This is a genomic window from Bradyrhizobium sp. AT1, assembly GCF_001590795.1.
Lineage (GTDB): Bacteria > Pseudomonadota > Alphaproteobacteria > Rhizobiales > Xanthobacteraceae > Bradyrhizobium.
This window is the reverse complement of sequence record NZ_JXDL01000001.1, coordinates 2,098,779-2,125,098: the sequence shown is the minus strand read 5'-3', so window position 1 is coordinate 2,125,098 and position 26,320 is coordinate 2,098,779. Positions and strand designations below refer to the sequence as shown.

Below are 26,320 nucleotides of genomic sequence, written 5' to 3'. Positions count from 1 at the left end.
GATGGGATCTGGCACCTTGATCAACGCGGATCGGCTCTGGACGCGCTTGATGTCGCTTGCCGAGATCGGCGCGACTCCTGCCGGCGGGGTCAATCGCCAGGCGCTAAGCGACGGAGAGATCGCCGCCTGGCACCGCGTGATCGGCTGGGCGCGCGATGCGGGCTTGACGCCGTCGACGGATGCCGCGGGAAACCTGTTCCTGACGCTGGCGGGCCGCGACCGCGCTACGCCGCCGCTTCTGCTCGGCAGTCATCTCGATAGCCAGCCGACCGGCGGGAAATTCGACGGTGCGGCCGGAGTGATGGCCGCGCTCGAAGCGGTCGTCTCTCTGGCCGAGCAGGACGGCAAGGCCGCGCGCGACGTCATCGTCGTCGCCTGGATGAACGAGGAAGGCTCGCGCTTCGCGCCGGGCATGATGGGTTCGGAGGCGTTTAGCGGTGAACGCGACATCGATGCGATCCGCGCGGCGCGCGACGCGGACGGCGTCAGCGTCGGCGAAGCGCTCGATCGCCTCCACCGGGCTTTTCCCGATCTGCCGCACAGGCCGCTCGGCGGCGCGGCCGGGGCCTATCTGGAGCTGCACATCGAGCAGGGACCGCGGCTGGAGGCGGCCGCCTGCACGATCGGCGTTGTGACCGGCATCCAGGGCAAGAAGACCTTTCATGTGATGGTCGAGGGCGCCGAGGGACACGCCGGCACGCTCCCGCAGCAGGAAAGGCGGGATGCACTCGCGGCCTTCGCCCGGATGGCGAGTGCGCTCCATGCCGAGATCGGCGCCGTCGATGCCGACATCAAGTTTACCATCGGCCGGGCTACGGTCGTGCCGAACGCGCCGTCAGTCGTGCCATCTCGCGTCAGCTTCAGCATCGATCTGCGCCATCCCGACAATGCGGTGCTCGACGCGGCCGGTGCGCGTATCGCAGTTCTTTGCCGCGAGCACGCCCCACCGTGCACGGTGACGGTGACGCCGCTCGTCGATGCGCCGTCGAACGCCTTCGATCCGCGCCTGCGGGCGAGCATCGCAGCGGCGGCGCGCGAACAGGGCTATCCTGCGATGGCCATCCTGTCGGCCGCCGGTCATGACGCGCGTCATCTCGCAAAGATTTGTCCGGCCGCGATGATCTTTATTCCGTGTCGTGACGGCGCAAGCCATGTCGAGCACGAATGGGCCGAGCCTGATCATGTCGCCGCCGGCGCGTCCGTGCTTGCACAGGTGCTGCGCGAATTTTCGGTCGCGGCTGTCATCGAGACGTGAGGACGACGATGCAGAACGTGGCCTCTCAGGATTACCGCGACGCCATGGCCTATCTCGGTGCGGCCGTCACTCTCGTGACAACCGACGGCAGCGCGGGCCGCGCCGGTTTTACCGCATCTGCGATTTGCAGCGTCACCGACGATCCGCCGACGCTTCTGGTGTGCATGAACCGCGCGTCGTCGGCCTATGCCAGCGTGACGCGTAACAGGGTGGTGTGCGTCAACGTGCTCTCGGCAAGGCACGCGCCGCTGTCTCGTCTGTTCGGCGGCAAGGTGCCGGCCGAGGAACGCTTTGCCGCCGCCGCGTGGTCGACACTCGCAACCGGCGCGCCGATCCTGGCCGACTGTGCGCCCGCTTTCGACTGCCGGATTTCCGAGGTCGTCAGCGTCGGCACGCATGACGTGCTGTTCTGCCGGGTCGTGGCCTTGCAAAGATCGGTCTGCACGGACAATCTGATCTATTTCGGCCGTGCTTACCACACCATTGAAGCAAGCGCAGGCTGAGCTCGTCGCGAGCTCGCCCGAGTTGCGTCACAGCTTGGAACGCCTGCCGTGGCGCGCGTGTCAAGCATTCGCGCCCAGTCTCCCTCGCTGCTATCTGCCCGCGCCGCTCGCAACGATCGAGGAAGGCGAGGTGACAAGCTTGCTCAGCGCAAGATAGGTCAGGCCCGCCACGCCAATTCCAAACAGCCAGCTCAGATCGGCGCCGCCGAGCAGGTTGGTCGAGATCGGCCCCTGCAGCGCACTGACGAGTCCGTCCTGCACCAGCCAGCCCGCAACGAGGCCGGCGAAGAAGGCGATCATGCCGGCCCAGTTGATGTCGCCATAGGTGCTGGTCTCCGGCGAGCGGTAGAGCTCGGCAATGTCGATCTGGCCCTTGCGCTTGATGAAGAAGTCCGCGAGCACCACGCCGGCCCAGGGGCTCATCCACAGCAGCAGGCCGATCATCCAGTTGTCGAACGCCTTGGCAAAGGACGGCGCGAAGATGAAGTAGAGGGTGACCAGATAGCCTGCGATGCCGACGATGACGGTGAGCCAGAAGCGCGAGAACTTGAGACCCGCACTCAGCGCCGCCAGCGTTGCCGAATAGACGTTGAGGATGTTGGTGGCGATCGGGCCGTGCAGCACCATCAGCAGCACGAGGATGCTGACCGGGCCGCCGAATACCGCGCTCACCATCTTGGCGGGATCGGTGTCCAGCGTCGTCGAGGCGATGGTGGCACCCAGGATGCCGAGCCAGACCGTCGGCACGAACATGCCGACATAACTGTACCAGAACACGGATTTCGACGGCACGCTTTTCGGCACGAAGCGCGAATAGTCCGAGGCCCAGGTCACCCAGGAGATGCCCCAGCCGACGCCGATCGCCGTCATCAGCAGCGTCAGCATTGCGAGATGCGCGCCGGGCGGCAGCGAGGTGGTCAGGCTCCAGTTGACGACGCCGGGACGCGTCCAGGCCAGGACGCTCATCAGCACCATGATCGCGATGGTCGGCGGCACGGTGTATTTCTCGAAGGTGCGGATCGCATAGAAGCCGTAGATTCCGATCAGCACCTGCACCGCCATCACCAGCGTGATGACGACGATCTCGATCAGCCAGGTGTCGGGCACGCCGAACTGGCCGAGAATGCCCATCGAGACTTTCACCGGGAAGTAGGTGTTGACGCCGATCCAGCCCAACGTCATCAGGAACATCAGGATGCTCGGCAGATAGGCGCCACGGACGCCGAAGGCGGACCGGCTCAGCACCATCTGGTTGACGCCGGTCTTGTGTCCCATCACCGCGAAGGTCGCGAAGATCGCGCAGCCCACGATGTTGCCGAGCACGATCACCGCGATCGTCTCCATCAGGCCGAGCTTGAGGATGATGCCGAGCGCGCCGAGCGCCCAGTTGACCGGTGCGATGTTGGCGCCGGCCCAGATCCACATCTGCTGCGGCCCGGTGGAGTCCCGGTCCGCATCGGGAATTGGCTCGATGCTGTGTCCATCAGCGCGAAGTTCGGAATCCGTCATGACATCCCCCAATACGAAGCACGCTTCGCATCATCGCAGCATAAATCATGCCATGGGTCGCGCGGCCGGGCAGGGGCGTGCCGCCGTCGGCGGATGCGGCGTGGCACGCGCAGGATTGCGACTGCGTTTTCAAATGCCGTTTGATGTCTCCAGCGCCGTCGCCGCGGCACGCCCGGATTGCCGGCCAGCAGGGGAGCGTTGCCCGGGCGGGCAGCGGTACGATGATAAATTGAGCAGCCCAACTCCAAAAGCGTAGCAGCCGCGCCTAGTCGAATAGGGCAGCGGCACTGTCGCGACTGGGGTTGCCGGCCACGATGCGCTGCATCATTTCAATGAACAGCGCCTGTTCCTTTTCGCTGAGATCACCGAGCGTCGCACGGTGCGCCCGTCGTGCGGCACCCTCGATCTTGACGAGCAGGGCAGCGCCGGCCGGTGTCAGGCGGCACGATCGCGCCCGGCGATCGTCCTTGTTGACGGCGCGCTCGACCAGGTTTCGCGCCGCCAGGCGCTTCAATGCGCCGGTGGTCGTGGTCCGGTCGAGGGCGATATCGGCCGCCAAAGTGGTCTGATCGGCGGTTTCGCGCACCGCCAGCGCGGAGAGCAGGCTGTATTGCAGCGGCGTGACCTCGAACGCGCCACAGGCGTCCTGAAACAGCGCGACGTGAATCTGATGCAGCCGCCGGATCAGATAGCCGGGGCGTTGCGACAATGGCCATGGCCGGTGCCTGGTCCCGCCGCGACGCTTCTGTGCTTGCCGCAATGCACGCTCTCCCAACCCAAAACCTTGCCGCGCTTAGCTCGATTCGACTGCGTCCGCCACCGCTTGATCATGGCACGATGCTTGCTTTTGTCAAAATACGAAGCATGCTTCGTATATCGAAATGCGAAGCATGCTTCGTAATTTGCGGGCGAGGCAACCGCCCGCGCGGGACCGAGGAGAGCGCCATGTCTGTTACTGCCAGCTCTGTTACTGCCAGCTCCGTCACAGCGAGCTTCGACCTTCTGCTGCGCGGCGGTCGCGTGATCTGCCCGGCCTCGGGCGTGGACGGCATCCGGGATGTCGCGATCCGCAACGGCAAGATCGCAGCGCTCGCGCCCGACATTCTGCCGACCAGCGCGAAGGAGGTCGTCGATGTCGGCGGCAAGCTGGTGCTGCCCGGGCTGATCGATACCCACGCGCATGTCTATCAATATGTCTCGGGACGTTTCGGCATGAACCCCGACATGGTCGGCGTGCAGTCGGGCGTGACGACGCTGGTCGATCAGGGTGGTCCGTCCTGCATGACGCTGCCCGGTTTTCGCCATTTCATCGCGGAAGCTTCGGCCTCGCGCGTCTATGCGTTCCTGTCGGCCTATCTTGTCGGCGGACTCGAGGGGCACTTCTATCCGCAGCTCTACAGCCCGGATGGCGTCGATATCGACGCGACCGTCAAGGCGGCGACGGCCAATCTCGACATCGTCCGCGGCATCAAGGCCCATGCCGAGATCGGCGGCTTCGCGCGCTGGGGCATCCGCGTCATCGAGATGGCGGCGGAAATCGGCAAGCGCGCCGATCTTCCGGTCTATGTGCATTTCGGCCAGCTCTGGGGTCTGCCCGAGAGCGGCGCCAATGGCGAGGATGCCGACACCATCCTCACGCGCGTGATCCCACTGCTGCGCGAGGGCGACATCCTCGCCCATCCCTTCACGCGCCATCCAGGCGGCTTCGTCAACCGCGAGGGCGAGGTGCACCCGGTGATCCAGGCCGCGCTGGATCGCGGCCTCAAGGTCGATGTCGGTCACGGCAGCCACTTCTCGTATCGGCTCGCGAAGAAGGCGATCGCCGCCGGCATCATTCCGAGCACGCTCGGCGCCGACATCCACGGTTACAACACCCATGTGCCCGCGCCGGCCGGAACGCCCGACCAGCATGAGGACGAGGAGAACCATCCCTTCGCCGGCCAGGCCAAGTTCAGCCTGGTCCAGGCGATGAGCTCGATGATGGCGCTTGGCCTGTCGCTCGAGCAGGTGGTGCCGATGGTCACCTCGAATCCCGCGAAAATGCTGGGCCGCAGCGAGGAGATCGGCGCGCTCAAGGTCGGCATGGCGGCCGACGTCTCCGTGCTGTCGGAGCAGAACGGCCGCTTCGTCCTGAAGGACAACGAGAACAACGAGGTGATCGCCGAGCGTCTGCTGCAGCCGGCCTTCTGCCTGCGCGCCGGCACGCGCTTCGACGCGGTCGCGCCGATCCTGCCGCAGGCCGTCGCGGCATAAGGCCGGGCGGTGAAGGAGGGCGCCGACGTGCGGAGCGAGCGAGAGTTTCCTTCGGGCCAATCCGGGCAGGGCGTGGGCGCACGACTGCCACGGAAGGAGGACGACCGCCTGATGCGCGGCCGGGGCCAGTACGTCGCCGACATCAGGCTCGCAGGTCTTCAGGACGTCGCCTTCGTGCGCAGCCCACAGGCGCATGCGCGGATCTGCGGCATCCACGTGCCGGAGCGTCATCGCGGCAGCGTGTTCACGGCGGCCGATCTCGTCGGCATCAAGCCGATCCGCGCGGTGTCGGGACTTCCGGGCTTCAAGATATCCGAGCAGCCGGTGCTCGCCACCGGAAAGGTGCGCCAGGTCGGTGAACTCGTCGCGATGTGCGTTGCGCCGACCCGCGCCGAGGCCGAGGACATCGCGGCCTCCGTGACGCTCGACCTGGAGGAGCTGCCCGCCATCACGGACATGCTGAAGGCACGCGAGCCCGCCTCGGCCCTGGTGCACGAGCATTGGGGCGACAACGTCTTCCTCGAGACCAATTACGAGGTCGACATCTCCGCCGCGCTCGACGCGCCGATCAAGGTGACGCGCGAGATCTCGACCGCTCGGCAATGCATGTCGCCGCTGGAAGGCCGCGGCGTGGTCGCGACGTTCGACCGGCGGCTCGATCAGCTCACGCTGCATTCGGCGGCGCAGATGCCACACATCACACGCAGCGGCCTTGCCGAATGCCTGGGCATGGAGGAGGGCCAGATCCGGGTCATCTCGCCGGATGTCGGCGGCGGTTTCGGCCACAAGGGCATTCTCCTGCCGGAAGAAGTCTGCCTGTCCTGGCTGACCATGCAGCGCGGCCATCCCGTGCGCTGGATCGAAGACCGACGCGAGCACCTCGTCGCCAGCTCGAATTGCCGCGAGCATCATTACAGGATCACGCTCTATGCCGACCGCGACGGCACGCTACGCGGCATCGATTGCGAGGCGACGGTGGATTCCGGAGCCTACTCGTCCTATCCGTTCTCGGCGTGCCTGGAGGCCGCGCAGGTCGCGAGCATTTTGCCCGGCCCCTACAAGATGCCGGCCTATCGCTGCCGGACCTTCTCGGTCGCGACCAACAAATGCCCGATCCTGCCCTATCGCGGCGTCGCGCGGACCGGCGTCTGCTTTGCGCTGGAGCTGATGCTCGACCTCGTTGCGGCCGAGGCCGGGCTCGAGCCCGGCGAGGTGCGGCTGCGCAATCTGGTGCTGCCGGAGCAGATGCCGTTCGACAACATCACCAAGAAGCATTTCGACAGCGGTGACTATCCGGAAGCGATGCGCCGCGCGCTCGCCGCGGTGGACATCGATGCCATTCGCGCCAAACAAGGCCGGGGCGAGGCTGACGGCCGCCGCATCGGCGTCGGCGTCTCCATCTATTGCGAGCAGGCAGCGCACGGCACCTCGGTCTATTCCGGCTGGGGTATCCCGATGGTCCCGGGCCACGAGCAGGCATCGGCGCGCCTGACGCCGGACGGCGGCCTCGAATTGCGGGTCGGCGTGCATTCGCACGGGCAGGGCATGGAGACGACGCTCGCCCAGGTCGCGCATGAAATGCTGGGAATAGACGTCGCGAAGATTCGCATCATCCTCGGCGACACCGCGATGACGCCCTATTCGACCGGCACCTGGGGCTCGCGCTCGATGGTGATGGCAGGTGGCGCAGTGGCGACAGCCTGCCGCGAGCTCGGCGAACGCGCCAGGCGCATCGGGGCAAAGCTGTTGCAGCACGATCCGGCCTCGGTGGTGCTGCAGAACGGCGAGGTACGCGGCGTCAACGGCAGCGTCAGCCTGAAGACCATCGCCCACACCTGGTATCGCCGCCCGCAGGATCTGCCGGCCGATGTCGATCCCGGCGGACTGGAGGTGACGCAAGGCTACAAGCCCGTGCGCGACAGCGGGACCTTCAGCTATGCCGCGCATGCCGCCGTCGTCGCTGTCGATCCCGATCTCGGCGAGGTGGAAATTCTGGACTATGTGATCGTCGAGGACGGCGGCGTGCTGGTCAATCCGCTCGTCGTCGACGGCCAGATCTACGGCGGTCTCGCCCAGGGCATCGGCACCGCGCTCTATGAGGAGATGCCGTTCGACGCGTCCGGTCAGCCGCTGGCGACGACGCTGGCCGATTATCTGCTTCCCGGCGCGACCGAAGTTCCCGCAGCGCGCCTCGATCACATGGAAACGCCGTCGCCCTATACGCAGTTCGGCGTGAAGGGCATCGGCGAGGGCGGGGCGATCGCGCCCCCCGCTGCGATCGCCAACGCCGTCAACGACGCGCTACGCCCGCTCGGCGTCGAGCTGATGCAATCGCCGATCACGCCGCATCGCGTCGTCGCAGCGGTGCTCGCCGCGCGCGCGACCGAGAGGAGCGCGGCATGAAACCGGCGCCCTTTGCTTACGAACGTCCGCGCGATCTCGATGCCGCGCTGTCGATGCTGGCCGCAAGCAACGGATCGGCCAAGATCATTGCCGGCGGCCAGTCGCTCGGGCCGATGCTCAATCTGCGCCTGGTGCAGCCGGAGCTGATCATCGATATCTCCGGCCTTACGGAACTCAAGCGCGCGGACGTGTCCGGTGGCGAGCTGGTGCTCGGCGCGCTGGTCACCCATGCCGACATCGAGGACGGTCGCACGGCGGATGTCACCCGCGGCGCCATGCGCGCCGTCGCGGCCAACATCGCCTATCGTGCCGTGCGCAACCGCGGCACGATCGGCGGCTCGCTCAGCCATGCCGATCCCGCCGCGGACTGGATTTCGGCGCTGGCCGCGCTGGGCGCGCGTATGACGCTGCGCAGTTGTGCCGGCGCGCGAACGATGACGATCGAAGCCTTTGTCGTCGGCGCTCTGGAATCGGCGCTTCAGGCAGGGGAGATCGTCGAGTCGATCCACGTCCCGACCCGGTCGGCTTCGGCGCATTGGGGCTACGCCAAGAGCTGCCGCAAGACCGGCGAGTTCGCCCACGCCATCGGCGCGGTGCTGATTGATCCGGCTGCCGCCACCGCCCGGGTCGTGATCGGGGCGATCGACACGGCGCCGATCGTCCTTACCGACGCGGCCGGGCTGTTCGGCGGGCGGATCGCTGCGGACTACAAGGAACGTTTCGACGCAGGAATCGCCGACGCTGTTCTGGCCAAGGCCGGGATCGACGACGTCGTGCAGCGCCACATCCATGTCGGCGTGCTGAAGCGCGCGGTCCAGGAGGCCGCGGCATGACCACGATCGCGCTCAACGTCAACAAGCAGGCGGTGGAGCTATCGGCCGAGCCGCGCACCTGCCTGGCAGATTTCGTCCGCGACAAGCTCGATCTCACCGGAACGCATCTCGGCTGCGAGCACGGCGTCTGCGGCGCCTGCACCGTGCTGCTCGACGGTGTGCCGGTGCGATCCTGCATCACCTATGCGGTGGCCTGCGAGGGCGCTGATATCACCACGATCGAAGGTCTCGACGAGGACGAGGTCACGACCGAGCTGCGCGCCGCCTTCACGCGCGAGCACGCGCTTCAGTGCGGCTATTGCACCCCCGGCATGCTGGTTTCGGCGCGCGACCTCGTCCTGCGTCTGCCTGACGCCGACGAACGCCGCATCCGCGTTGGCCTCAGCGGCAATCTCTGCCGCTGCACCGGCTATGTCGGAATCGTGCGCGCGGTTCAGTCCGTGATCGAGGCGAGGCGCGCGCGCAGCATCGCGCCGCTGACCAATGGCGGCCGCACCGGTCTCGGTCCCGCCGGATCGGGGCGTGCCGCAGCCGATCGCAGCGAGCCGCAGCCTGCGCGGCAGTCGCCGGTTCCGGCACGGGAGAGTATCGCGCCGGGCAGCATCGCCGACTTTACCCCGGCGACCGTGCTCGATCAGGGTTTCACGCTGGCGCACCCGCCGGCAAAAGTGTTCGCGATGTTCGATGATGTCGCAGGCATCGCGGCCTGCCTCCCCGGCGTATCGCTGACATCGCCGCCGAGGCCGGAGCGCGTGGAGGGTTTGATCCGCGTCAGGCTCGGCCCGATCGCAGCAAGCTTCGAGGGCGCTGCGCGCGTCGAACGCGATCCCGCGACGCTCTCGGGGCGCATCGTCGGCATCGGCACCGACCAGCGCAGCCATTCGGCGACGCAAGGCGAGATCCGTTATTGCCTGCTGCCGCTCGAGGGCGGCGCGGCGACCGCCGTCGAATTGTCGATCGGCTACACGCTCACGGGGACGCTCGCCCAGGTCGGTCGTCCTGGTCTTGTGCGCGATCTCGCCCGGCGCCTGGTCGCGGATTTCGCCGCCAATCTCGATCGCCACATGTCCGGTGTGCCGTCGGGGCCGAAGACGTCGGCGGAGCTCAGTGTCTGGTCGATCGTATCGGACGTTCTGCGCGCGCGGATCGCCCGCGTCCTTGGCCGCCGGAGCGGAGCGGGGTGACGGTGTGCTCGCACATTGAAAAGTGACGAAGCCTGGACTGCATTAGACATCAACAGCGTGGGATTTGGAGAGACAACATGACACGGGCACTTGGACTGGTTCGGACAATCGCGCTGACGACGGCCTTGGTCGGCGGCGCCGCGGGGGCGCAGACCATCAAGATCGGCGTCAACGAGCCGCTCACCGGCGCGTTTGCGGCGTCCGGCACCTACGTCGTCAACGGCGCGAAGATCGCCGCCGACGAGATCAACGCCAAAGGTGGCGTGCTCGGCAAGAAGATCGAGCTCGTCATCGAGGACAACAAGAGCAACCCGACGGAGGCTGCCGCCGTTGCCGAGAAGCTTATCACCAGCGACAAGGTCCCGGTGCTGATGGGCGCCTGGGGCTCGAGCCTGACGCTCGCGGTGATGCCGAAGCTGATGGAATACGAGACGCCGATGGTGGTGGAAACCTCGTCCTCCGGCAAGATTACGACGACGGGCAATCCCTTCATCTTCCGCATCTCGCCGCCCTCGGCAGTCGAGGCCGCGGCGTTCAAGGTCATCGTCGACAAGCTCGCGCTGAAGAAGGTCGACTTCCTCGTCATCAACAACGACTGGGGCCGCGGCACCGCCGAAGACTTCAGCAAGATGATGAAGGAGAAGGGCATCGCTATCGGCCTGGTCGAGACCATGGACCAGGGCGCGCAGGACATGAGCGCGCAGCTCTCCAAGATCAAGAGCTCGGATTCCGAGACGGTCATCGTCACGACCGCGGTCGATCAGTTGACGCTGATCTTCAAGCAGGCGGCTGCGCTGGGCCTGAAGAAGCGCATCATCACCACCGGCGGCTCGCAGAACCCGGACCAGATCATCGCCCAGGCGGGAGCAGCCGCCAACGGCACCATGCATCTGACCACCTTCCTGCCGTGGTTCCCGGACAAGACCCCGAACCCGGAAGCAACCAACTATTTCATCACCGAATGGAAGAAGCGCGGTTTCGAGTTCGCCGGCTGCACCGAGAGTTTCCGCGGCTATGACGGCATCCGCACCGTGGCGGCCGCGATCGAGAAGGCCGGCAAGGCCGAGCCGGCGGCGATCAAGGCGGCGTTCTGGGACATCAACATCAAGGGGCTGAACGGCGACATCGTGTTCCGCAAGTCCGGCCCCGAGGGCAAGGAGAGCGGTCAGAGCCAACCGAACGTCTATCTCATCGAGATCAACGACGGCAAGGTCGGGATGAAGACGCTCTAGCGTCGGGTCAAGCGCGAGGACGGCATACCGCCGCTCTCGCCCAAGTCATTCGGGAACGGTTTTGAGCGAGTTTCTCCAGCATCTGGTCAACATGCTCGTGCTCGGCGGCACTTATGCGCTGCTGGGCATCGGGTTGACGTTGATTTTCGGCATCATGAACGTCGTGAACTTCACGCACGGCGTGCTCTATACGTTCGGCGCCTACATCATGTTCATCGTGGTGCAGCAGCTCGGACTGAATTTCTTTCTCGCGCTCCCCGTCGCCGTCCTGGCCGGATGGCTGCTCGGGGCGGCCATCGAGCTGACATTGCTGCGGCCTTTGCGTGGCTCCGACATCGACACCACGATGCTGGTGATGATCGGGGCCTGGATCGCGATGCAGTCGGGCGCGCTGTGGATCTGGGGCGGCGTCGCCAAATCGGTCACCACGCCGTTTCCCGAGGCGCCGCTGGTGCTCGGGCCGGTCTCGGTCTCCTGGCTGCGTCTGTTCGTCCTCGCCGCAGCGGCGCTGCTGATCCTGGTGACATATCTGCTCATCAACAGGACCAGCCTGGGACGTGCGATGCGGGCGACGTTCCAGGACCACGACACGGCCGCGCTGATGGGCGTCAATGTCGACATGATCTACACCTCGACTTTCGCGATCGGCTCCAGCCTCGCCGCCGCGGCGGGAGCTCTGCTCGGACCGGTCTACGTCATCTTCCCGCAAATGGGTGACCTCGCCGCCGTCAAGGCGTTCGCCATTGTCATCCTCGGCGGCCTCGGCAACATCACCGGCGCTGTGATCGGCGGCTTCATTCTGGCGCTCGCCGAGGAGCTCGGCGCCGGTTACGTCTCGTCGGGCTATCGCGACGCCATGGGCTTTCTGATCATCATCGCGGTCCTCATCTTCAAGCCGACCGGCCTGTTCGCGCGCGCGGAGCGCGTCGGATGAGGGCGGTCATCACCATTCTCCTTGTCGCGGCCCTGGCCTCGGTGCCGCTCTGGCTGCGCGATCCCTATCTTCTCAACGCGCTGATCACGACCGGAATCTTCGTCATCGGCGCGATGAGCCTCAATTTGCTGCTCGGCTTTACCGGCCAGCTCAGCCTCGGCCATATCGCGTTTTTCGGCATCGGCGCCTATGTCAGCGCGCTGACGTCGCTCGGTTTCGATGTCGGCCTGCCCGGAGACTTGCGGCTGGTGCACGCGCCCTGGCCGCCCATCGCGGGCTTCGTGCTGGCGATCCTGGTCGCCGGATTGTGCGGCTATTTCGTCGGGCTGCTCTCGTTCCGGGTCCGCGGCGCCTATTTCGTCATCGTGACGATCTCCTTTGCGGAGGTCGTGCGGCTGGTGGCGCTGAACTGGGTCGAGCTGACACAGGGGCCGCTGGCGCTGACCAATATTCCCTCGATCGCGCTGCCTTTGCCTGGCTTCGGCGAGATGACGCTGCGCACCAAGATGCACAACTACTATCTCGTACTGGTCGTGGCGCTGATGGCCTATCTCCTGATCGCGCGCCTCGTTCATTCCCATTTCGGCCGCGCCATGCGCGGGCTGATGGAGAACGAGACGCTGGCCGTCTCTGTCGGCATCGACGTCACCAGGACGCTCACGATCGCAGCCGTGATCTCGGCCGCGATCGCGGGCGCCGCCGGCAGCCTCTATGCGCACTACATCCGGATCATCGACCCCGAAGTCTTCGCCTTCATCAACACCGTCACCATGGTCATCATGGTGATTAGCGGCGGCAAGGGCTCGCTGGCCGGCCCGGTCGTCGGCGGCCTGATCTTCGGCCTGCTGCCGGTGGCGCTGCGGCCGGTGATGGCGCCGGAAGCGCAATGGATAGCCTATGGCGGCGTGCTGATGGCCATTCTGTTCGTCTTGCCCCGTGGCATCGTGCCATCGCTCGCCCAGCGGTTCTCGCGGCGGCGGAGCAATGCACCGGCGCTGGCTCCGGTGGCTCTCACCGAAACCGGCGCCAAGGAGCCGGCGTGATGACGGCGCGCAATATTGCCATGACGATCGATCAGGTCGCCGTCCGCTTCGGCGGGCTGGTCGCGATCTCCGACATGAGCTTTACGGTGGGCGAGGGCGAGATCGTCAGCCTGATCGGGCCGAACGGCGCCGGCAAGACCACCGCCTTCAACGTCATGACCGGCTTCCTGACGCCGAGCGCGGGCCAGGTCACCTATCAGGGCACGACGCTCACCGGATTGAAGCCGCACGAGATCGCCGATCTCGGCCTGATCCGCACGTTCCAGCGCACTTCCGTGTTCCCCAACGACACCGTCTACCACAATCTCCTGATCGGCCTGCATCGTCAGGGCCGGGTGCGGCTGCTCGATGCCATCCTTGGCCTGCCCGGCGCGCGCGCTTCCGAGCGCAAGCTCCGGCAGAAGGCGGGCGAGCTGATCGAATGGGTCGGGCTCGAACGCCGTGCGCACGATCTGGCCGGTTCGCTCTCGTACGGCGAGCAGCGTCTCGTCGGTGTCGCACTGGCGCTCGCCGCCGAGCCGTCGATGCTGCTGCTCGACGAGCCCGTCTCGGGCATGAATGCCTCGGAGACCCACCGGTTCGTCGAGCTTGTCCGCAGTATCCGCGACCGCGGCATCACCATCCTGCTGGTCGAGCACGATATGCCAATGGTGATGACGGTTTCGGACCGCATCGTGGTGCTCAATTACGGCCGCATCATCGCCGAGGGGACGCCAGACGTGATCCGCAACGATCCAGCCGTGATCGAGGCCTATCTCGGACATGGAGCGGCGCGTGCTTGAGATCCGCGACATGGTGTGTGGCTATGGCGGCGTCACCGCGCTGCGTGGCATTTCGCTCGACGTGAAGGCCGGACAGCTGGTGGCCCTGATCGGCGCCAATGGCGCCGGCAAAAGCACGACGCTGCGCGCGATTTCCGGTCTCGTACCGCCGCGCTCCGGGCAGATGCGGTTCGAGGGCATCGACATCACCGGCGCAAGGCCTCCGCGCGTACTGGCCAGTGGCATCGCGCATTGTCCGGAAGGACGGCGAGTGTTTCCGCACATGAGCGTCGAAGAAAATCTCGACATGGGGGCTTATCTCCGTCGTGGATCGGGCGAGATCGCGGCCGATCGCGACCGCATCTACGCGGAATTTCCCCGGCTCGCCGAGCGACGCAAGCAGGCCGCGGGCACGCTGTCGGGCGGCGAGCAGCAGATGCTGGCGATCGGGCGTGCGCTGATGTCGCGGCCGCGGTTGGTCATGTTCGACGAGCCTTCGCTCGGACTCGCGCCGAATATCGTCGAACGCACCTTTGCGATTATCCGCGGCATTCGCGATGCCGGCACCACGGTGCTGCTGGTCGAGCAGAACGCCTTCGCCGCGCTCGAGATGTGCGATCACGCCTATCTGCTCGAGAATGGCCGGATCGTGCTGTCCGGCGCCGGCGCCGAGCTGATCGAGAACGAGCATGTGCGCAAAGCCTATCTCGGTGGATGACGAGGCCGGGTGGATTCCGATCTGCGATCTCGACCGGCTGAAGGGAGAGATGATCGTTCGCGTCGCCGGGCGCGATTTGCTCGTGATCTGGAACGACGGCGATGTCGTCGCCTGCGCCCGCGCCTGTCCGCACGAACAGGCCGATCTCGGACTTGGGCATGTGGCGGCCGGGCGGCTGTTCTGCCCGCGCCATGCCGCGTCATTCGATTTGCGGGACGGCGCGATCACTGCGGGATGGCCCAGTCCGCCGTTGCGGCTCTATCCGGTGCGGATCACAGGCGGGCAAATCTGGATTGGGTCGGAGGAGTCGCGGTCGGGGCGATGATGTCATCATGCCCCTGTTTTGCCCGGCGCGTCGATGCCGTCCACGACGTCAATCTGCGGCCAGAAATTCGCCTTTGAGAACAAAGGCATTTGTACTGTGCATGGGGTTGTTTTCGCAGTTTTAGTCCAGCAGCCCGCGGGCAGCGTCCACCAGGATGCCGCCCGGCCTCCGCAATGCCTCGAGAATGGTGAAGTGATCGGCGCCTTCGACCGGGATGAGCTTGCCCGGCGCCTTGGCCGCCGAGCGCTTGTCGTGTAGAGCGATTGAATCGCAGACGAGCGCCGGCAGCTCGTTGCTGCCATAGGCGATGTCGAGCCGTTTCTGCGTCACGGGCAGGCGAAGCGGCGAGAGTTTGGCGATCTCGTCATCGGTCAACTTCAACGCGTTGTTGAGACCGGTATCGCGGATCGGGGCGAGATCGTAGACGCCCGAGATCGCCAGTCCAGCATGGACGGCCGGATGGTCCAGCGCCATCGCGACGAGATGGGCACCCGCGGACCAGCCCGACAGCACGAGCGGTCCGGCAACGCCATGGGACGCGCCATTTGCGGCGAGCCAGTCGAGCGCGCGCGGGACCTCGGCGACGATGTCGGTGAGGGACACCTCGGGCGCCAGCGAATAGCCGGGAATGGCAACCGACCAGCCATGGGCGGCGATGCCCTCGACCAGCATGGCGAACAATTCGCGCGAATTTCGCTGCCAATAACCGCCATGCAGGAACACCAGGCAGGGCGCTTCGGGCCTCGCGGCCGGATAGAGATCGATCTTGTTGTTCGCCCGCTCGCCGTAAGGCAGATCGAGGTGGGATTTCAGCGTGCTCCGCAGCCGGCCGGAGGCCTCGTTCCGTTCGGCGATCAGGGCCGCGCTGTTCTTGACGGCCGCGTTGTTGTCATAGGCGGCGTCGCGTTCTGCTTGGGACAGCCCGGACCATGCGGAACGGGGATCGAACGGCCGACCTGTCGAATGAGCATTCTCAACCATAATCTCTCCGATGCGGCCCGGATGGCGCCCTTGTCCAATTTGGGCCGGCTATTCACCGACAATTGAGGTGTTGGGCCAGCCATGCCAGGATTGGACAAGGCTGCCTCGGCTTATGCCATGCGGGATCATTGTTGCTTTCTCTTGTCTACGCCACTTTTTTGTTGCGGTTGCACCAGACGCCCATTCAGGAGTCCATCGCCGTCGCCACCAGCCTGCTGCTCATTCGGCGAGGTACAGGCAGACATCACGCGCGCTTAGCGGCCAGCCCTTCGAGGAGGGCTACGGTAGTTGTCAGGCTCTGGCTCGGCGGTGTCATCTGATTGCCCACCTCGCGCGCCCGAGCGGCGCATCGTGACCCGAGAACGGTCCGCAGGTCATCGTGAAGGGTCTCCCGCGTCATTGCGGACAAACGACGCGAGGTGCCGATCCCAAGGCGTTTGATCTGTGTAGCCCACACCGGCTGGTCGGCGCCCACCCAGAGCACAAGAGTTGGGACGCCGGATCGCACGCTGGCGGCAGTGGTGCCGGCGCCGCCATGGTGAACGATGGCTCGGCAGCGCGGCAAGAACTCGGCGTGGTTGACCGAAGGCACCATCATGGCATCCTTCGTGGGAGCTCTGCCTTCAACGCGCAAGACTCCCGAACAGATCAGCGCGCGTTCGCCGAGCTCCCGACACGTGTTTATGATCAGCGCAATGGTCTCGGCCGGTTTGTCGACCGGCATACTGCCGAACCCGAAGTAAATTGGCGGTCGGTCAGCTCCGATCCAGGACCTCACGGACCCGTCGGAATGCGTGGCGGATTCCAAGGTCATCGCGCCAACCAAAGGTCTCTTCCAGCCCCATTGCTCCTCAAGCCCGGGAAAGAACACCTTGTCGTAGGCTTGAATCTCCAGCGCGCCATAAGCGACGAGTCGGCGCACGGCACGAATTTTGGACTCCGGAAGCCCCAAGGTCTGGCGCTGTTCATCGTAGGCCGGTTTCAATAGGCGCCAGTGCGACCACTCGACGACTGACCACAAGGGCTCGATCAAACTCGGGGGCAAATGAACCGGCAGCATGTGATTATTCGCCCTGACGGGGAAGTAATGCAGGGCGGCAAGGGGGACCCCTTGGGCCTCGGCCACATTGCCGGCGACCTCTTGATAAGTCGTTCCGCTGAGTATCAAATCAGAGCCGACTGCCAGCCTGGTGAGAGTCTCGCTCATTTCGGCCCAGCCGTTGGTGAGGTACTCTCGAGCCTGCCGCAGGACCTTGATGGGATTGCGCAACTTGAACCAGTCGTGGAAAATCTCGGCCTCTAGTTGCTGTTGGGAATCCGGGCCGTAAGAATCCACCGAAGATAAGCCAGCCGACTCAGCGAACCCAACGAGATTGGGAGGCACGGCCATGTTGATCTCATGACCGCGGCGCTGCAACTCGCGTGCAACGGCCGCGGCGGGTTCGATATCTCCCCGTGTCCCGTGCACTGCGACGGTGAACTTAATGATCGCGCTCCGGTTTTCGCAGTTTCAAGTCATAGCAATCGCTTTGGTGTGGGCGCCGTCGGCTTGTTTCAGAGTTTAGAGAAGAGCAGAACAGTTGGATGTCAAGAGCCGCCTTTAATGCTAATTGACAGTCGTCCAGCGCATGGCTTACGGCTTTCTCAACGAGATATTTTCTTCAGAGTCTGCGCGAATTGCTCGGAAATTGATGATAAAATGATGTCTCTGCCCCAAACCCTGAGCGATGGCGTACCCGCCGCCTCCGATCTATCCGCGCTAGCGATCGACCGTGGCGCCGGCTCGCGGCGTCACAGCCGATTGCGCCGCATCCTGGTGCGGGTACTTCTCCTCGCCATGCTTGCCGGCATTGGGGTCGGAACGTGGGCATGGCGCCGGCATGCGCAGATCGTCGTCGAGACGGCGGTCATCTACTCTGTCTATCCATCACAAGCATTGACGCTGTTGAACGCGACCGGGTACGTCGTTGCGCAACGCAAGGCATCCGTCGCCTCGAAGGCGACAGGCCGTCTCGAGTGGCTTGGCGTACTCGAAGGCAGCAAGGTGCAGGAGGGTGAGGTGATCGCCCGGCTCGAGAGCAGCGACACGCAGGCGATGCGCGACCAGGCAGCCGCTAACGTGCAGGTTGCGGAAGCCAACCTCGCCCAGGGGCGGGCGGAGCTCACGCAAGCGGAAATCGCGTTCAGGCGCTCCGAGGCCCTCGGCGAGAAGAACATCATAAGCGACTCGACGCGCGAAACCGCTGAGGCACGCCTCGCCAAGGCGCGAGCAGCGTTTGCCGGGTACGGGGCTGCCATCGCCGCTGCGCAGGCCAATCTCCGCGTGTCCGACGTTGCCGTCGGCCAGACCCTTATCCGAGCGCCCTTCAACGGCGTTGTCCTCACGCGGCACGCCAACGTCGGCGACACGATCACGCCGTTCTCGCAGGCGGTCGACACCAAGGGCGCGGTCGTCACCATTGCCGACATGGACTCGCTTGAAGTGGAGGCCGACGTAGCGGAGTCGTCGTATCTGAGCATCCATGTGGGGCAACCGGTGGAGATCCAGCTGGACGCTATCCCCGCCGAGCGCTTCGAGGGCGTGGTTAGCCGGATGGTCCCAACCGTGGATCGTGCCAAGGCGTCAACCCTCGTGAAGATCCGGTTCACGCAGCGCGACTCGCGGATGCTTCCGGAAATGAGCGCAAAGGTGGCCTTCCTCGATCGTGAACTCGCCGAATCAGAGCGCAAGCCTATTCTTGCAGTGCCGATGGCGGCCGTCGTTGAGGAGGGTGGACGACAGCAGGTCTACGTCGTCGAGAATGGCAAAGCCCGTCTGCAGCCTGTGGATCTCGGTATGAAGGTGGGCGACCAGATCGAGGTTCGTGACCTCAAGGCCGGCACACGAGTGGTGATCCGACCGCCGGGGGATCTTGTTGACGGACGCGCCGTCAAGCAGGCCACGAAGTGAGCATAACTGGCGTCTCCGAGGCGCCGACCGGGGAAGATGTGCTCATCGCGCTGCGCGACGTCAGCAAGGGCTACCGGCGCGGTGGGCAGATCGTCCCTGTCCTGTCCAAATTCACATTCGACATCCGTTGTAAGGAGTTCCTCGCCTTGATGGGCCCGTCCGGGTCGGGCAAGTCGACACTGCTCAACCTGATCGCCGGCATCGACAGTCCAGATCACGGCTCGATCAAGGTGGCTGGCGAGGACATCACGCGCCTCCCGGAAGCCGATCTCGCTGACTGGCGCGCGGCGAACGTGGGCTTCATATTCCAATTCTACAACCTGATGCCTGTGCTCACAGCGCTGGAGAACGTCGAATTGCCTCTCACGCTCACCGGCTTAAAGCGGCGCGAACGCCGAGACCGCGCGCAACTCGCGCTCAGTCTCGTTGGCCTGAGCGATCGCGTCAAACATTTGCCCTCGGAACTCTCGGGCGGACAGCAGCAACGCGTGGCGATCGCGCGGGCGATCGTCACCGACCCGACGATGCTGGTGGCCGACGAGCCGACGGGCGACCTTGACCGGCAGTCTGCGGAGGAGGTGCTTGGAATTATGCAGCGGTTAAACCGCGAGATGGGCAAGACGATCGTGATGGTGACCCATGATGGCCGCGCGGCGGCGCATGCGAAGCGCATCATGCATCTGGAGAAGGGCGAGCTTTCCTACCTGGTGGAGCAGCGCCTTGAGTGAGTGCCAGCGATGAGCCAATGGCTCAAGCTCGTGGCGCGCAACGTCTTGCGCCACCGGCTCCGCACGTCACTGACGCTCTTCGGGCTCGTTGTTGCGATTCTCGCCTTTGGTGTGCTCCAGACCGTCGTCGACACGTGGTACGCGGGGGTCAATGGCGCCATTCCTTCGCGGCTGCTGACCCGCAACGCCATGTCTTTCGCACTGCCGCTGCCACAAGCATATGAGAAGCGCATAAGCGCTGTCGACGGCGTGCGACGCGTCACCTACATGAACTGGTTCGGCGGCATCTACAAGGATCCGAAGAATTTCTTCCCGCAGTTTGCGATCGATGCCGCGAGCTATCTAGATATGCACCCCGAGATCCTCGTTTCGGACGAGGTACGGCGATCCTTCCTGCGCGACCGCCGCGGCGCGATCGTAGGACGCAAACTCGCCAACCGCTACGGCTTCAAGCCGGGCAATGTGATTCAGCTACGCGGGACGATTTTCCCCGGTAACTGGGAGTTCGTGATCGCTGGCATCTTTGACGGCCGAGACCCTAAAACCGACACCTCGCATCTTTACTTCCGCTGGGATTACCTGAACGAAATACTCCGTGTGCGTTCCAAGGCACAGGCTGACCAGGTCGGCTTCTTCGTTGTGGACGTCGTCAGCATTGATCGCGTCGCGGAAGTCAGTCAGGCAATCGACGCAGTGTTCCGGAATTCGTTTGCCGAGACGCTCACCGAGACTGAGCGCTCTTTCCAGATCGGCTTCGTGAAGCAGACCGAGGCGATGCTCATTTCCATTCGGATCGTCTCATTCGTGGTTATCTTTATAATCTTGTCCGTTATGGCCAACACAATGGCGATGACGGCGCGCGAGCGACTCCGCGAGTATGCAACGCTGAAGGCCATTGGCTTCAGCCCTGGCTACGTGGCACGATTGATCCTTGGCGAATCCGTCGTGATAGCGTCGATCGGTGGCGCGATCGCTATAGCGCTCACGCCCCCGGTTGCCGCGCACCTGGCCGTACTCTCCGCGACGCTCTTCCCAGCACTGATCGTGAGCGCCAGCACTGTCATGTTGCAGGCACTTTCGGCCTTGGTGGTCGGGGCCCTCGCCGCGGTATTTCCGATGCGCCGGGCAGCACATGTCAGCATCGTCAATGGTCTTCGGGCGGTAGGCTGAACATGCCGTTGCTGCTCGCCTACAGCTGGCGCAACCTGCAGGTGCGCAAATTCACCAATTTTCTCACCGCGACAGGCATGGCCCTCGTGGTGTTTGTCTACGCTGCCGTGCTCATGCTTGACTCCGGACTCAAGCGAACTCTTGTCGCCACCGGTGAGGACACGAACGTCATCTTCGTACGCCGCTCCGCGGAAGTCGAGATCCAGAGCCTGATCGACCGTCTGCAGGCCAGGATCATCGAAAGCCAGCCCGAGGTGATCATCGGGGCCGAAGGCGTGCCGCTCGTATCGAAGGAAGTGGCTGTGCTGATCGCGCGGCCAAGAAGCAAGACCAAGCAGGCGAGTAACATTTTGGTCCGCGGCGTTGGCCCAGCCGTTCTGGCAGTGCGTCCGCAGGTGCGGCTCGCCGAGGGACGCATGTTTCGCCCGGGATCGGACGAGATCGTAATGGGCGGAGCGCTCGCGGGGCGTTTCGAAGACCTCGAGGTTGGATCAAGCCTCAGGTTCGCTCACCGGAACTGGAAGATCGTAGGCCGGTTCGACGCAGGGGGCAGCGGGTTCGACTCCGAGATCTGGTGCGATAACGAGCAGCTCATGCAGTCGTTTCGGCGAGACTTTTTCTCCTCGGTCACAGTGCGCCTCGCTGATCGCTCCAGCTTTGATGCGCTCAAGGCGCGCCTCGAATCGGATCCCCGCCTTACCGTCCAAGCCAAGCGCGAGCGCGTCTTCTATGAGGAGCAGTCGCGCCTGCTCTCCGGGTTCATTCGGCTGCTCGGGATCACGCTCTCAGTGATGTTCTCGCTGGGCGCGGTCATTGGCGCGACGATAACGATGTACGCGGCCGTCGCCAGCCGCATGGTGGAGGTCGGGGTCCTGCGCGCGCTCGGATTTCGGCGCTCGCGGATCCTCATGGCTTTCCTTGTCGAGGCGCTGCTGCTCGCGCTCGTCGGCTGGGTGGTGGGGCTTTCGTTCGCATCGCTCATGATGCAGGTGAAGATAACGACTCTCAACTGGACGTCGCTCTCCGAGCTCGCATTTCGGTTTGTCCTGACGCCCGGGATCGTGCTGCAGTCGCTCGTCTTCGCGCTTGTGATGGGCTTTCTCGGCGGCTTCCTGCCGGCTGTACGGGCCGCTCGCATGAAGATTGTCGACGCGCTACGCGTCGCTTGAGTGTTCTGCAGCCGCTTTGGCCGCCATGCGGTGCATCTTGGCGCTCGGCAGGAGTTGATCGATCAAGCTTCACCTTCCGTTGCGCCAAGTGTTGGCCAAGGATGCAACGTCCCCCTTGTTTATCCGTTGTCGTCAACGGACCGTCCCGCACAGGCCCATGTCCGCGAGCGCATCACGCACCAATGGTGCCAATTCGGCGCGTGTCGTTGCACGGCCTGGCACGTAGCCGGAAACGGTAAAGCAAAGCCGTTCACCGAGACGGTAGCAGCCGATGAATAGCACGCCGCCCAGCCTTTGGAGGTCCGGGACCGTGTAGTGCTCCAGAATGGAGAGCTGCAGAAGCGATGCCTCGCCGCAGGGGCGGTTCACGTCCAGCGGCAACTCGCCTACCAGGCTACAGCCAACGGGCAGCCCAGCGCCGAGCGCCTCCCGCTCCAGACGACGCACCAGCCACAGCGGCACATACGGAATCAGCGGAAACAGCGGCGACAGATCATCGCCGTGCCGGATCAGAGAGGCCAGCGCAGCCCTGAGATCTCGCTGTAAGCCGCGCGGATCGTTGCGGCAAGCCTCGGGGTCCGCCATCACAGTGATCGACCGCAGCGCGTTGCCCCGCCGGTCATCTGAACGGCGGTCGCTGACCGGCAGCACCAGCTTCGCCTGTCCTGAGGCGTCCACGCGGCCCACCCGGAAAGCGATCCGTGCTGCGACCGCCACGATCAGCGTGTTGCTTGCCACGCCCAGATCCGACGCGCGCTGTTGGCAAGCCGCTGCGTCCATGACCACCTCGACAAGTGGCACATCCGCTGCCGGCTCAAAGTGGTCGTGGCCGGTTCGAGCGCGGGAGCTCGGACGCGACACGCCCGCGCTCCCATTGCGCGACCGCCGCACGAGAGCCACCAGAGCGCGCCAAACGCCAGGCAGGGCGCGTAAGCTCTCGACACCGTCGCGCGCCAGCATCACCGGAGACCAGCGCCAGGACGGGGCTGGGAGTCCATGGTCGACATGTCGTCCAGCCACCGCGTCAGCGATGGCCAGATTGGTGGCTTGCATGTCAGCGATCGTGTGCGACACCAGCATGGTCAGCGCGCAGCCACCGTCCTCAAACGCTTGAACGGCCAGGCGCCAACCTGGTCCGCGCTCGGGATCGACAGGTAGATCGAGCAGCGTCCGGCGCAACTCAAGCAGCCTCTCCTTGGGGAGCCGGTCGCGAAACCATGTCACCGGGCCCGGCACAGGGTTGGCCACCCAACGGTGCCGCCCCCATGGCAATGGTGAACGCTGCAGGAGGCGTCCCAGAAACCCTCGTGCGAGTCGCTCGCTGAACTGTCTCACGGCGGCTTCATCGATCGGGCGGGGATATAACCAGGTGATCTGCAGCGCTGGCCCGCGTCCGAGCGCGCGCAATCCAACGAATGAGCCGTGGTCCATATAGCACAGCACGTCATCTGCGCCGGCGTCGTTGGCCCCGCCGCGGCGTTCGCGCAACCTGTTGGCAGGAGTCACCTCTTGAGCTCCCTGTCTCTTATCGCTGCACTATGAGTTTGCCGCATCATGGCCGGTAATTCCAGGCGATGTACGACGCTGCGCCCCAATGTGTCAGGCCTCAATGATCGCATCGAGTCCGAAGTCGGCGAGTGTCAGGGAGGTCACGCGACGAAGTTCATCGGTCGTGGTTGGCGTTGGTTCCAACTGGCAGGCCTCGATGCAGAGGGAAATGGTGTTCTCGAAACGCGAGGCCACAACAACGAGATGACCGTGCGAGCGCTCCAGGTCTTGGCGCGTGACGTTGACATCCACCGCTCGTGTCAGCACATGGCTGCACGGCGCGCCGTCTATGCGCGCAAGCCCGTCCGGCAGAATTCCCAGGTCGGAACAGCTTACTGGCAGCTCATCGCCATAATTGAATACCCGGTTCACGAGCATCTTCGCGGCCGTGCGCGGCATCCAGGCGATCGCCGGCAGGCACGAAACCAGTGCGGCGGCCGGATTGTTCCTCGCACCACGAAGAAGGGCCTTGAGCGGCGCATTCACGGGCCGCAGGTCGGTGGTCAGGCCTGCAGGCGCGATGTTCATCATATGGAATTCGATCGCCAGCGCTCGTTCGTCCTCCAGTCCACGCCTTCGGTTGATGGGAACAAGCAGGCTGATAGCGCCGTCCGAGAAACGGCGCCTGCCGAGAGTAGACGCGAGCGACGATACGAAGCCCGGCAGCAGCGTATTCAAGCCGCCCCCCAGCCGCTGCTCGCACGCGAACCAAGCACGCGATTCAACAGTCACCGCGACAGCCGGAAGCTCGACGATCGTTGATGGGTCATGGCGCGGTTCGGTGACAGTAGCCGCCGGCCTCTGTAGAGAGGCGGCGGGCCTGTACCGGTACGCGCGCGCACTGTGAGCGAGTGCAGCCATCGTGCGCGGAGCGTCGGCGAGGATCTGCCAAGCGTCCGACACCCACCCGGACAGCCGCCCACGCGCGCCTTTGGGCAAATACCGGTTCGGGACGCCGATGCCCACTGCAGCAGCCTCGATAGCGCGCAAGGCTCCCATTCCGTCGAGGAGTACGTGAGATCCGACGATGCTCACGGCTGTGCTGCCATCGTCGAACGGCTGGATAGCCATTCGCCACCCCGGACCGACGACCGGGTCTATGGGCGCGCGCGCGTGCCGATTAGCCCACTGCAGGAGCCGCGACCGAGGCAGCAGGTCCGAACTCTGCTCGGGCAGAATGGGCGTCTCCGCCGGTTTCACCCAACGAGGCCTTCCCCAAGGCAAGGGTGACGGCTCAATGAGCCGATTGAAGGACAGTGCGGCGAGCCGCTCAATTGTTCGCGCCAGCGGGGCAAGATTCACGTCACGATCATAGAGCCAGAGGCATTGCATCAATTGCCTTCGTCCGGTGACCCTGAACAATTCGTAGGCCACCTGGTCCACCCAGGCGAGGCGGTCCCGCGCGTATGCAGGGGCGCCGGGCGCGCTCGTCTCAAGCATCGAAAAACTCGCCATGAAGTTCGTAGTCAGCCAGGAGGCGTTCGATGAGAGCACGAAGATGCTGAGGGCTCGTTACAACGCCGGGCTGGTAGGCAACGAAGCTCAAGATGATAAACCCGGGAATGATGCCGGCGAAGAGGGTCGCCACACCGCGGCGCTCCTCGATCGCGCGCCGCTCGACCGGATGGTCGATGCCGCGAAAGCAGAAACGATCGGCCGCGCCGCCATCGATCCGGAGCACGTCCTTGGGACAGTGACCCAAGTTCGAACAGGTGACCGGCAGGTCGCCGAGCGTGGCAAGCGCCAGACGGGTGGCAGCCGAAAATGCACGTCTGGGCACAAAGGGCACCAAGGGCAGCAGTGCCGCAAGTCGATTGGGTTCGCGTCTCGTCCGCAGCAACGTAGCCCGCAGACGCCGCTGAAACGTATGCAGGCGCCCTCGCAGTTCGCCGACACGCACCTTCAAGGTGGCAAGCGCGACCCCGTTCCCGCCGGTATGCGGCAGACCCGCTCGTTCACTCACGGGAATCAGCAAGGTGACACTATCATCGCGGACGCGACCGAGCGCTTCGGCAAACGCCGCGGTGACCGCGGTCAGGAGCGTGGATCGGTTCCCACCGCGGCACTGTGCTCTGGCATCCCAGAGGGACATGGGCAGGCGTATGAAGGCCGACGGAAATACGATCCTCCGGGTGTCGGCGATCGTCGCGGCCGGCACCACGGTGGGCACGGTGTATGTGGGGCGCGAGTTGTATGCCGCACCGGCCAGTTGGGCGAGCGCCCGGAGCGTCGCCGGCGCGTCCCGGACCATGCGCTGGAGTTCGGCACCCAGTATTGTCGCGGCGCGGCGCGCCGACCAGACTGACCATGCGGGAGAGAGTGGCGGCCGTTGCACGCCTCGCACGGCTTCGCTGATGGCCGTTAGAACTGTCAGTCCGTCCGCGATGCAGTGCGACACCACGAGCGAGGCCACGGTGGAGCCGTCGGTGAAGGTTTGGATCGTGAAGGTCCATGCTGGTCCCCGCGCGGGGTCCAAGGGAAGCTCCACCTGCGCGTCGGCCCATGCCTGTATCGCCTCCGGGGCAAGCGGCGGCTCGGCAACAGCGAGAGCAGCGGATGGGGCTGGCGCGCTCACCCATTGGTGCCGCCCGAACGGAAGCAGCGCCGGCCTGATCAGCCGTGCGAGCAGCCCGAGCGCCAGATTGTCACGGAACTGTCTCAGCGCGTCCAGGTCCACAGGCCGGAGATAGCGCCACAGCACCTGAATGACCGCATGCTGCCCGAGTGAGGTATGCGCAAGGTAAATGCCCTGGTCCGCGAAAGACACGAAGCGCGGCGGCAGGCTCGGCACGTTCTCTGGGTGAGACATGGCGTAGGTCAT

General features: G+C 64.9%; 23 protein-coding genes. 16 read left to right on the top strand and 7 right to left on the bottom strand.

Translation table 11 applies throughout. The annotated features are described in order from the left end of the window. Position 1: 1 nt before the first annotated feature. Together SE92_RS10230 and SE92_RS10225 are read left to right on the top strand one after the other, a co-directional pair. Positions 2 to 1,255 carry a Zn-dependent hydrolase gene (locus SE92_RS10230; RefSeq protein WP_063195591.1) on the top strand — a complete coding sequence of 418 codons (1,254 nt, stop codon included), beginning with the start codon at positions 2 to 4 and terminating at the stop codon, positions 1,253 to 1,255. 8 nt (positions 1,256 to 1,263) lie between these two features. After that, complete coding sequence (locus SE92_RS10225) at positions 1,264 to 1,758, top strand: flavin reductase (protein ID WP_063203438.1); 495 nt, start codon at positions 1,264 to 1,266, stop codon at positions 1,756 to 1,758. 90 nt (positions 1,759 to 1,848) lie between these two features. Here SE92_RS10225 and SE92_RS10220 read toward each other — a convergent pair whose 3' ends face one another. Continuing rightward, the gene (locus SE92_RS10220; protein ID WP_063195590.1) at positions 1,849 to 3,267 is read right to left on the bottom strand and encodes a cytosine permease; all 1,419 of its coding nucleotides are present in this window, start codon (positions 3,265 to 3,267) and stop codon (positions 1,849 to 1,851) included. 265 nt (positions 3,268 to 3,532) lie between these two features. After that, complete coding sequence (locus tag SE92_RS10215; protein WP_063195589.1) at positions 3,533 to 3,976, bottom strand: MarR family winged helix-turn-helix transcriptional regulator; 444 nt, start codon at positions 3,974 to 3,976, stop codon at positions 3,533 to 3,535. A 236-nt stretch (positions 3,977 to 4,212) separates the two neighbouring features. Here SE92_RS10215 and SE92_RS10210 point away from each other — a divergent pair, with 236 nt between their 5' ends. The 10 genes from SE92_RS10210 (at position 4,213) to SE92_RS10165 (ending at position 14,953) form a co-directional block, all read left to right on the top strand. Continuing rightward, the gene (locus SE92_RS10210; protein WP_063195588.1) at positions 4,213 to 5,520 is read left to right on the top strand and encodes an amidohydrolase/deacetylase family metallohydrolase; all 1,308 of its coding nucleotides are present in this window, start codon (positions 4,213 to 4,215) and stop codon (positions 5,518 to 5,520) included. Positions 5,521 to 5,529: 9 nt separating this feature from the next. After that, entirely contained in the window at positions 5,530 to 7,923 is a 2,394-nt protein-coding gene (locus tag SE92_RS10205; RefSeq protein ID WP_063195587.1) for a xanthine dehydrogenase family protein molybdopterin-binding subunit, read from the top strand. After that, entirely contained in the window at positions 7,920 to 8,756 is an 837-nt protein-coding gene (locus tag SE92_RS10200; protein ID WP_063195586.1) for an FAD binding domain-containing protein, read from the top strand. The genes SE92_RS10205 and SE92_RS10200 overlap by 4 nt, the downstream gene beginning before the upstream one ends. Continuing rightward, positions 8,753 to 9,940, top strand: coding sequence for a xanthine dehydrogenase family Fe-S subunit (locus tag SE92_RS10195; RefSeq protein WP_063195585.1), 1,188 nt, complete (start codon positions 8,753 to 8,755; stop codon positions 9,938 to 9,940). Before SE92_RS10200 ends, SE92_RS10195 begins: the two co-directional genes overlap by 4 nt. Positions 9,941 to 10,017: 77 nt before the next feature. Further along, positions 10,018 to 11,172 carry an ABC transporter substrate-binding protein gene (locus tag SE92_RS10190; RefSeq protein WP_063195584.1) on the top strand — a complete coding sequence of 385 codons (1,155 nt, stop codon included), beginning with the start codon at positions 10,018 to 10,020 and terminating at the stop codon, positions 11,170 to 11,172. A 61-nt stretch (positions 11,173 to 11,233) separates the two neighbouring features. Next, on the top strand, positions 11,234 to 12,106 hold the full coding sequence (locus SE92_RS10185; protein ID WP_063195583.1) for a branched-chain amino acid ABC transporter permease: 873 nt from the start codon (positions 11,234 to 11,236) through the stop codon (positions 12,104 to 12,106). Beyond that, on the top strand, positions 12,103 to 13,149 hold the full coding sequence (locus SE92_RS10180; protein WP_063195582.1) for a branched-chain amino acid ABC transporter permease: 1,047 nt from the start codon (positions 12,103 to 12,105) through the stop codon (positions 13,147 to 13,149). The genes SE92_RS10185 and SE92_RS10180 overlap by 4 nt, the downstream gene beginning before the upstream one ends. After that, on the top strand, positions 13,149 to 13,931 hold the full coding sequence (locus SE92_RS10175) for an ABC transporter ATP-binding protein (protein ID WP_063195581.1): 783 nt from the start codon (positions 13,149 to 13,151) through the stop codon (positions 13,929 to 13,931). Before SE92_RS10180 ends, SE92_RS10175 begins: the two co-directional genes overlap by 1 nt. Further along, positions 13,924 to 14,628 (top strand): ABC transporter ATP-binding protein, encoded by a 705-nt coding sequence (locus tag SE92_RS10170; protein WP_063203436.1) that lies wholly within the window; start codon positions 13,924 to 13,926, stop codon positions 14,626 to 14,628. Before SE92_RS10175 ends, SE92_RS10170 begins: the two co-directional genes overlap by 8 nt. Then, on the top strand, positions 14,600 to 14,953 hold the full coding sequence (locus tag SE92_RS10165) for a Rieske (2Fe-2S) protein (RefSeq protein WP_084251785.1): 354 nt from the start codon (positions 14,600 to 14,602) through the stop codon (positions 14,951 to 14,953). Before SE92_RS10170 ends, SE92_RS10165 begins: the two co-directional genes overlap by 29 nt. 120 nt (positions 14,954 to 15,073) lie before the next feature. Here SE92_RS10165 and SE92_RS10160 read toward each other — a convergent pair whose 3' ends face one another. Further along, positions 15,074 to 15,934 (bottom strand): alpha/beta hydrolase, encoded by an 861-nt coding sequence (locus tag SE92_RS10160; RefSeq protein WP_063195580.1) that lies wholly within the window; start codon positions 15,932 to 15,934, stop codon positions 15,074 to 15,076. 244 nt (positions 15,935 to 16,178) lie between these two features. Continuing rightward, the gene (locus SE92_RS10155; RefSeq protein ID WP_198172603.1) at positions 16,179 to 17,402 is read right to left on the bottom strand and encodes a glycosyltransferase; all 1,224 of its coding nucleotides are present in this window, start codon (positions 17,400 to 17,402) and stop codon (positions 16,179 to 16,181) included. A 231-nt stretch (positions 17,403 to 17,633) separates the two neighbouring features. Between SE92_RS10155 and SE92_RS10150 the strand changes: the two genes are divergently transcribed. Genes SE92_RS10150 through SE92_RS10135 form a run of 4 tightly spaced genes read left to right on the top strand, consistent with a single transcriptional unit; the run spans position 17,634 to position 21,951 of the window. Continuing rightward, positions 17,634 to 18,884, top strand: coding sequence for an efflux RND transporter periplasmic adaptor subunit (locus tag SE92_RS10150; protein ID WP_063195578.1), 1,251 nt, complete (start codon positions 17,634 to 17,636; stop codon positions 18,882 to 18,884). Then, the gene (locus tag SE92_RS10145) at positions 18,881 to 19,612 is read left to right on the top strand and encodes an ABC transporter ATP-binding protein (protein ID WP_063195577.1); all 732 of its coding nucleotides are present in this window, start codon (positions 18,881 to 18,883) and stop codon (positions 19,610 to 19,612) included. The genes SE92_RS10150 and SE92_RS10145 overlap by 4 nt, the downstream gene beginning before the upstream one ends. Positions 19,613 to 19,621: 9 nt before the next feature. Continuing rightward, positions 19,622 to 20,782, top strand: a complete 1,161-nt coding sequence (locus SE92_RS10140; protein WP_063195576.1) for an ABC transporter permease — start codon at positions 19,622 to 19,624, stop codon at positions 20,780 to 20,782. A gap of 2 nt (positions 20,783 to 20,784) precedes the next feature. After that, the gene (locus tag SE92_RS10135; protein ID WP_063195575.1) at positions 20,785 to 21,951 is read left to right on the top strand and encodes an ABC transporter permease; all 1,167 of its coding nucleotides are present in this window, start codon (positions 20,785 to 20,787) and stop codon (positions 21,949 to 21,951) included. A gap of 132 nt (positions 21,952 to 22,083) precedes the next feature. Here the strand turns inward: SE92_RS10135 and SE92_RS10130 are convergent, their stop codons facing one another. The 3 genes from SE92_RS10130 to SE92_RS10120 all read right to left on the bottom strand — a co-directional run bounded on the left by SE92_RS10130 (position 22,084) and on the right by SE92_RS10120 (position 26,320). Further along, on the bottom strand, positions 22,084 to 23,457 hold the full coding sequence (locus SE92_RS10130; RefSeq protein WP_157095292.1) for a hypothetical protein: 1,374 nt from the start codon (positions 23,455 to 23,457) through the stop codon (positions 22,084 to 22,086). A 93-nt stretch (positions 23,458 to 23,550) separates the two neighbouring features. After that, the gene (locus SE92_RS10125) at positions 23,551 to 24,939 is read right to left on the bottom strand and encodes a hypothetical protein (protein ID WP_063195573.1); all 1,389 of its coding nucleotides are present in this window, start codon (positions 24,937 to 24,939) and stop codon (positions 23,551 to 23,553) included. Then, entirely contained in the window at positions 24,932 to 26,320 is a 1,389-nt protein-coding gene (locus SE92_RS10120; protein ID WP_063195572.1) for a WS/DGAT/MGAT family O-acyltransferase, read from the bottom strand. Before SE92_RS10120 ends, SE92_RS10125 begins: the two co-directional genes overlap by 8 nt.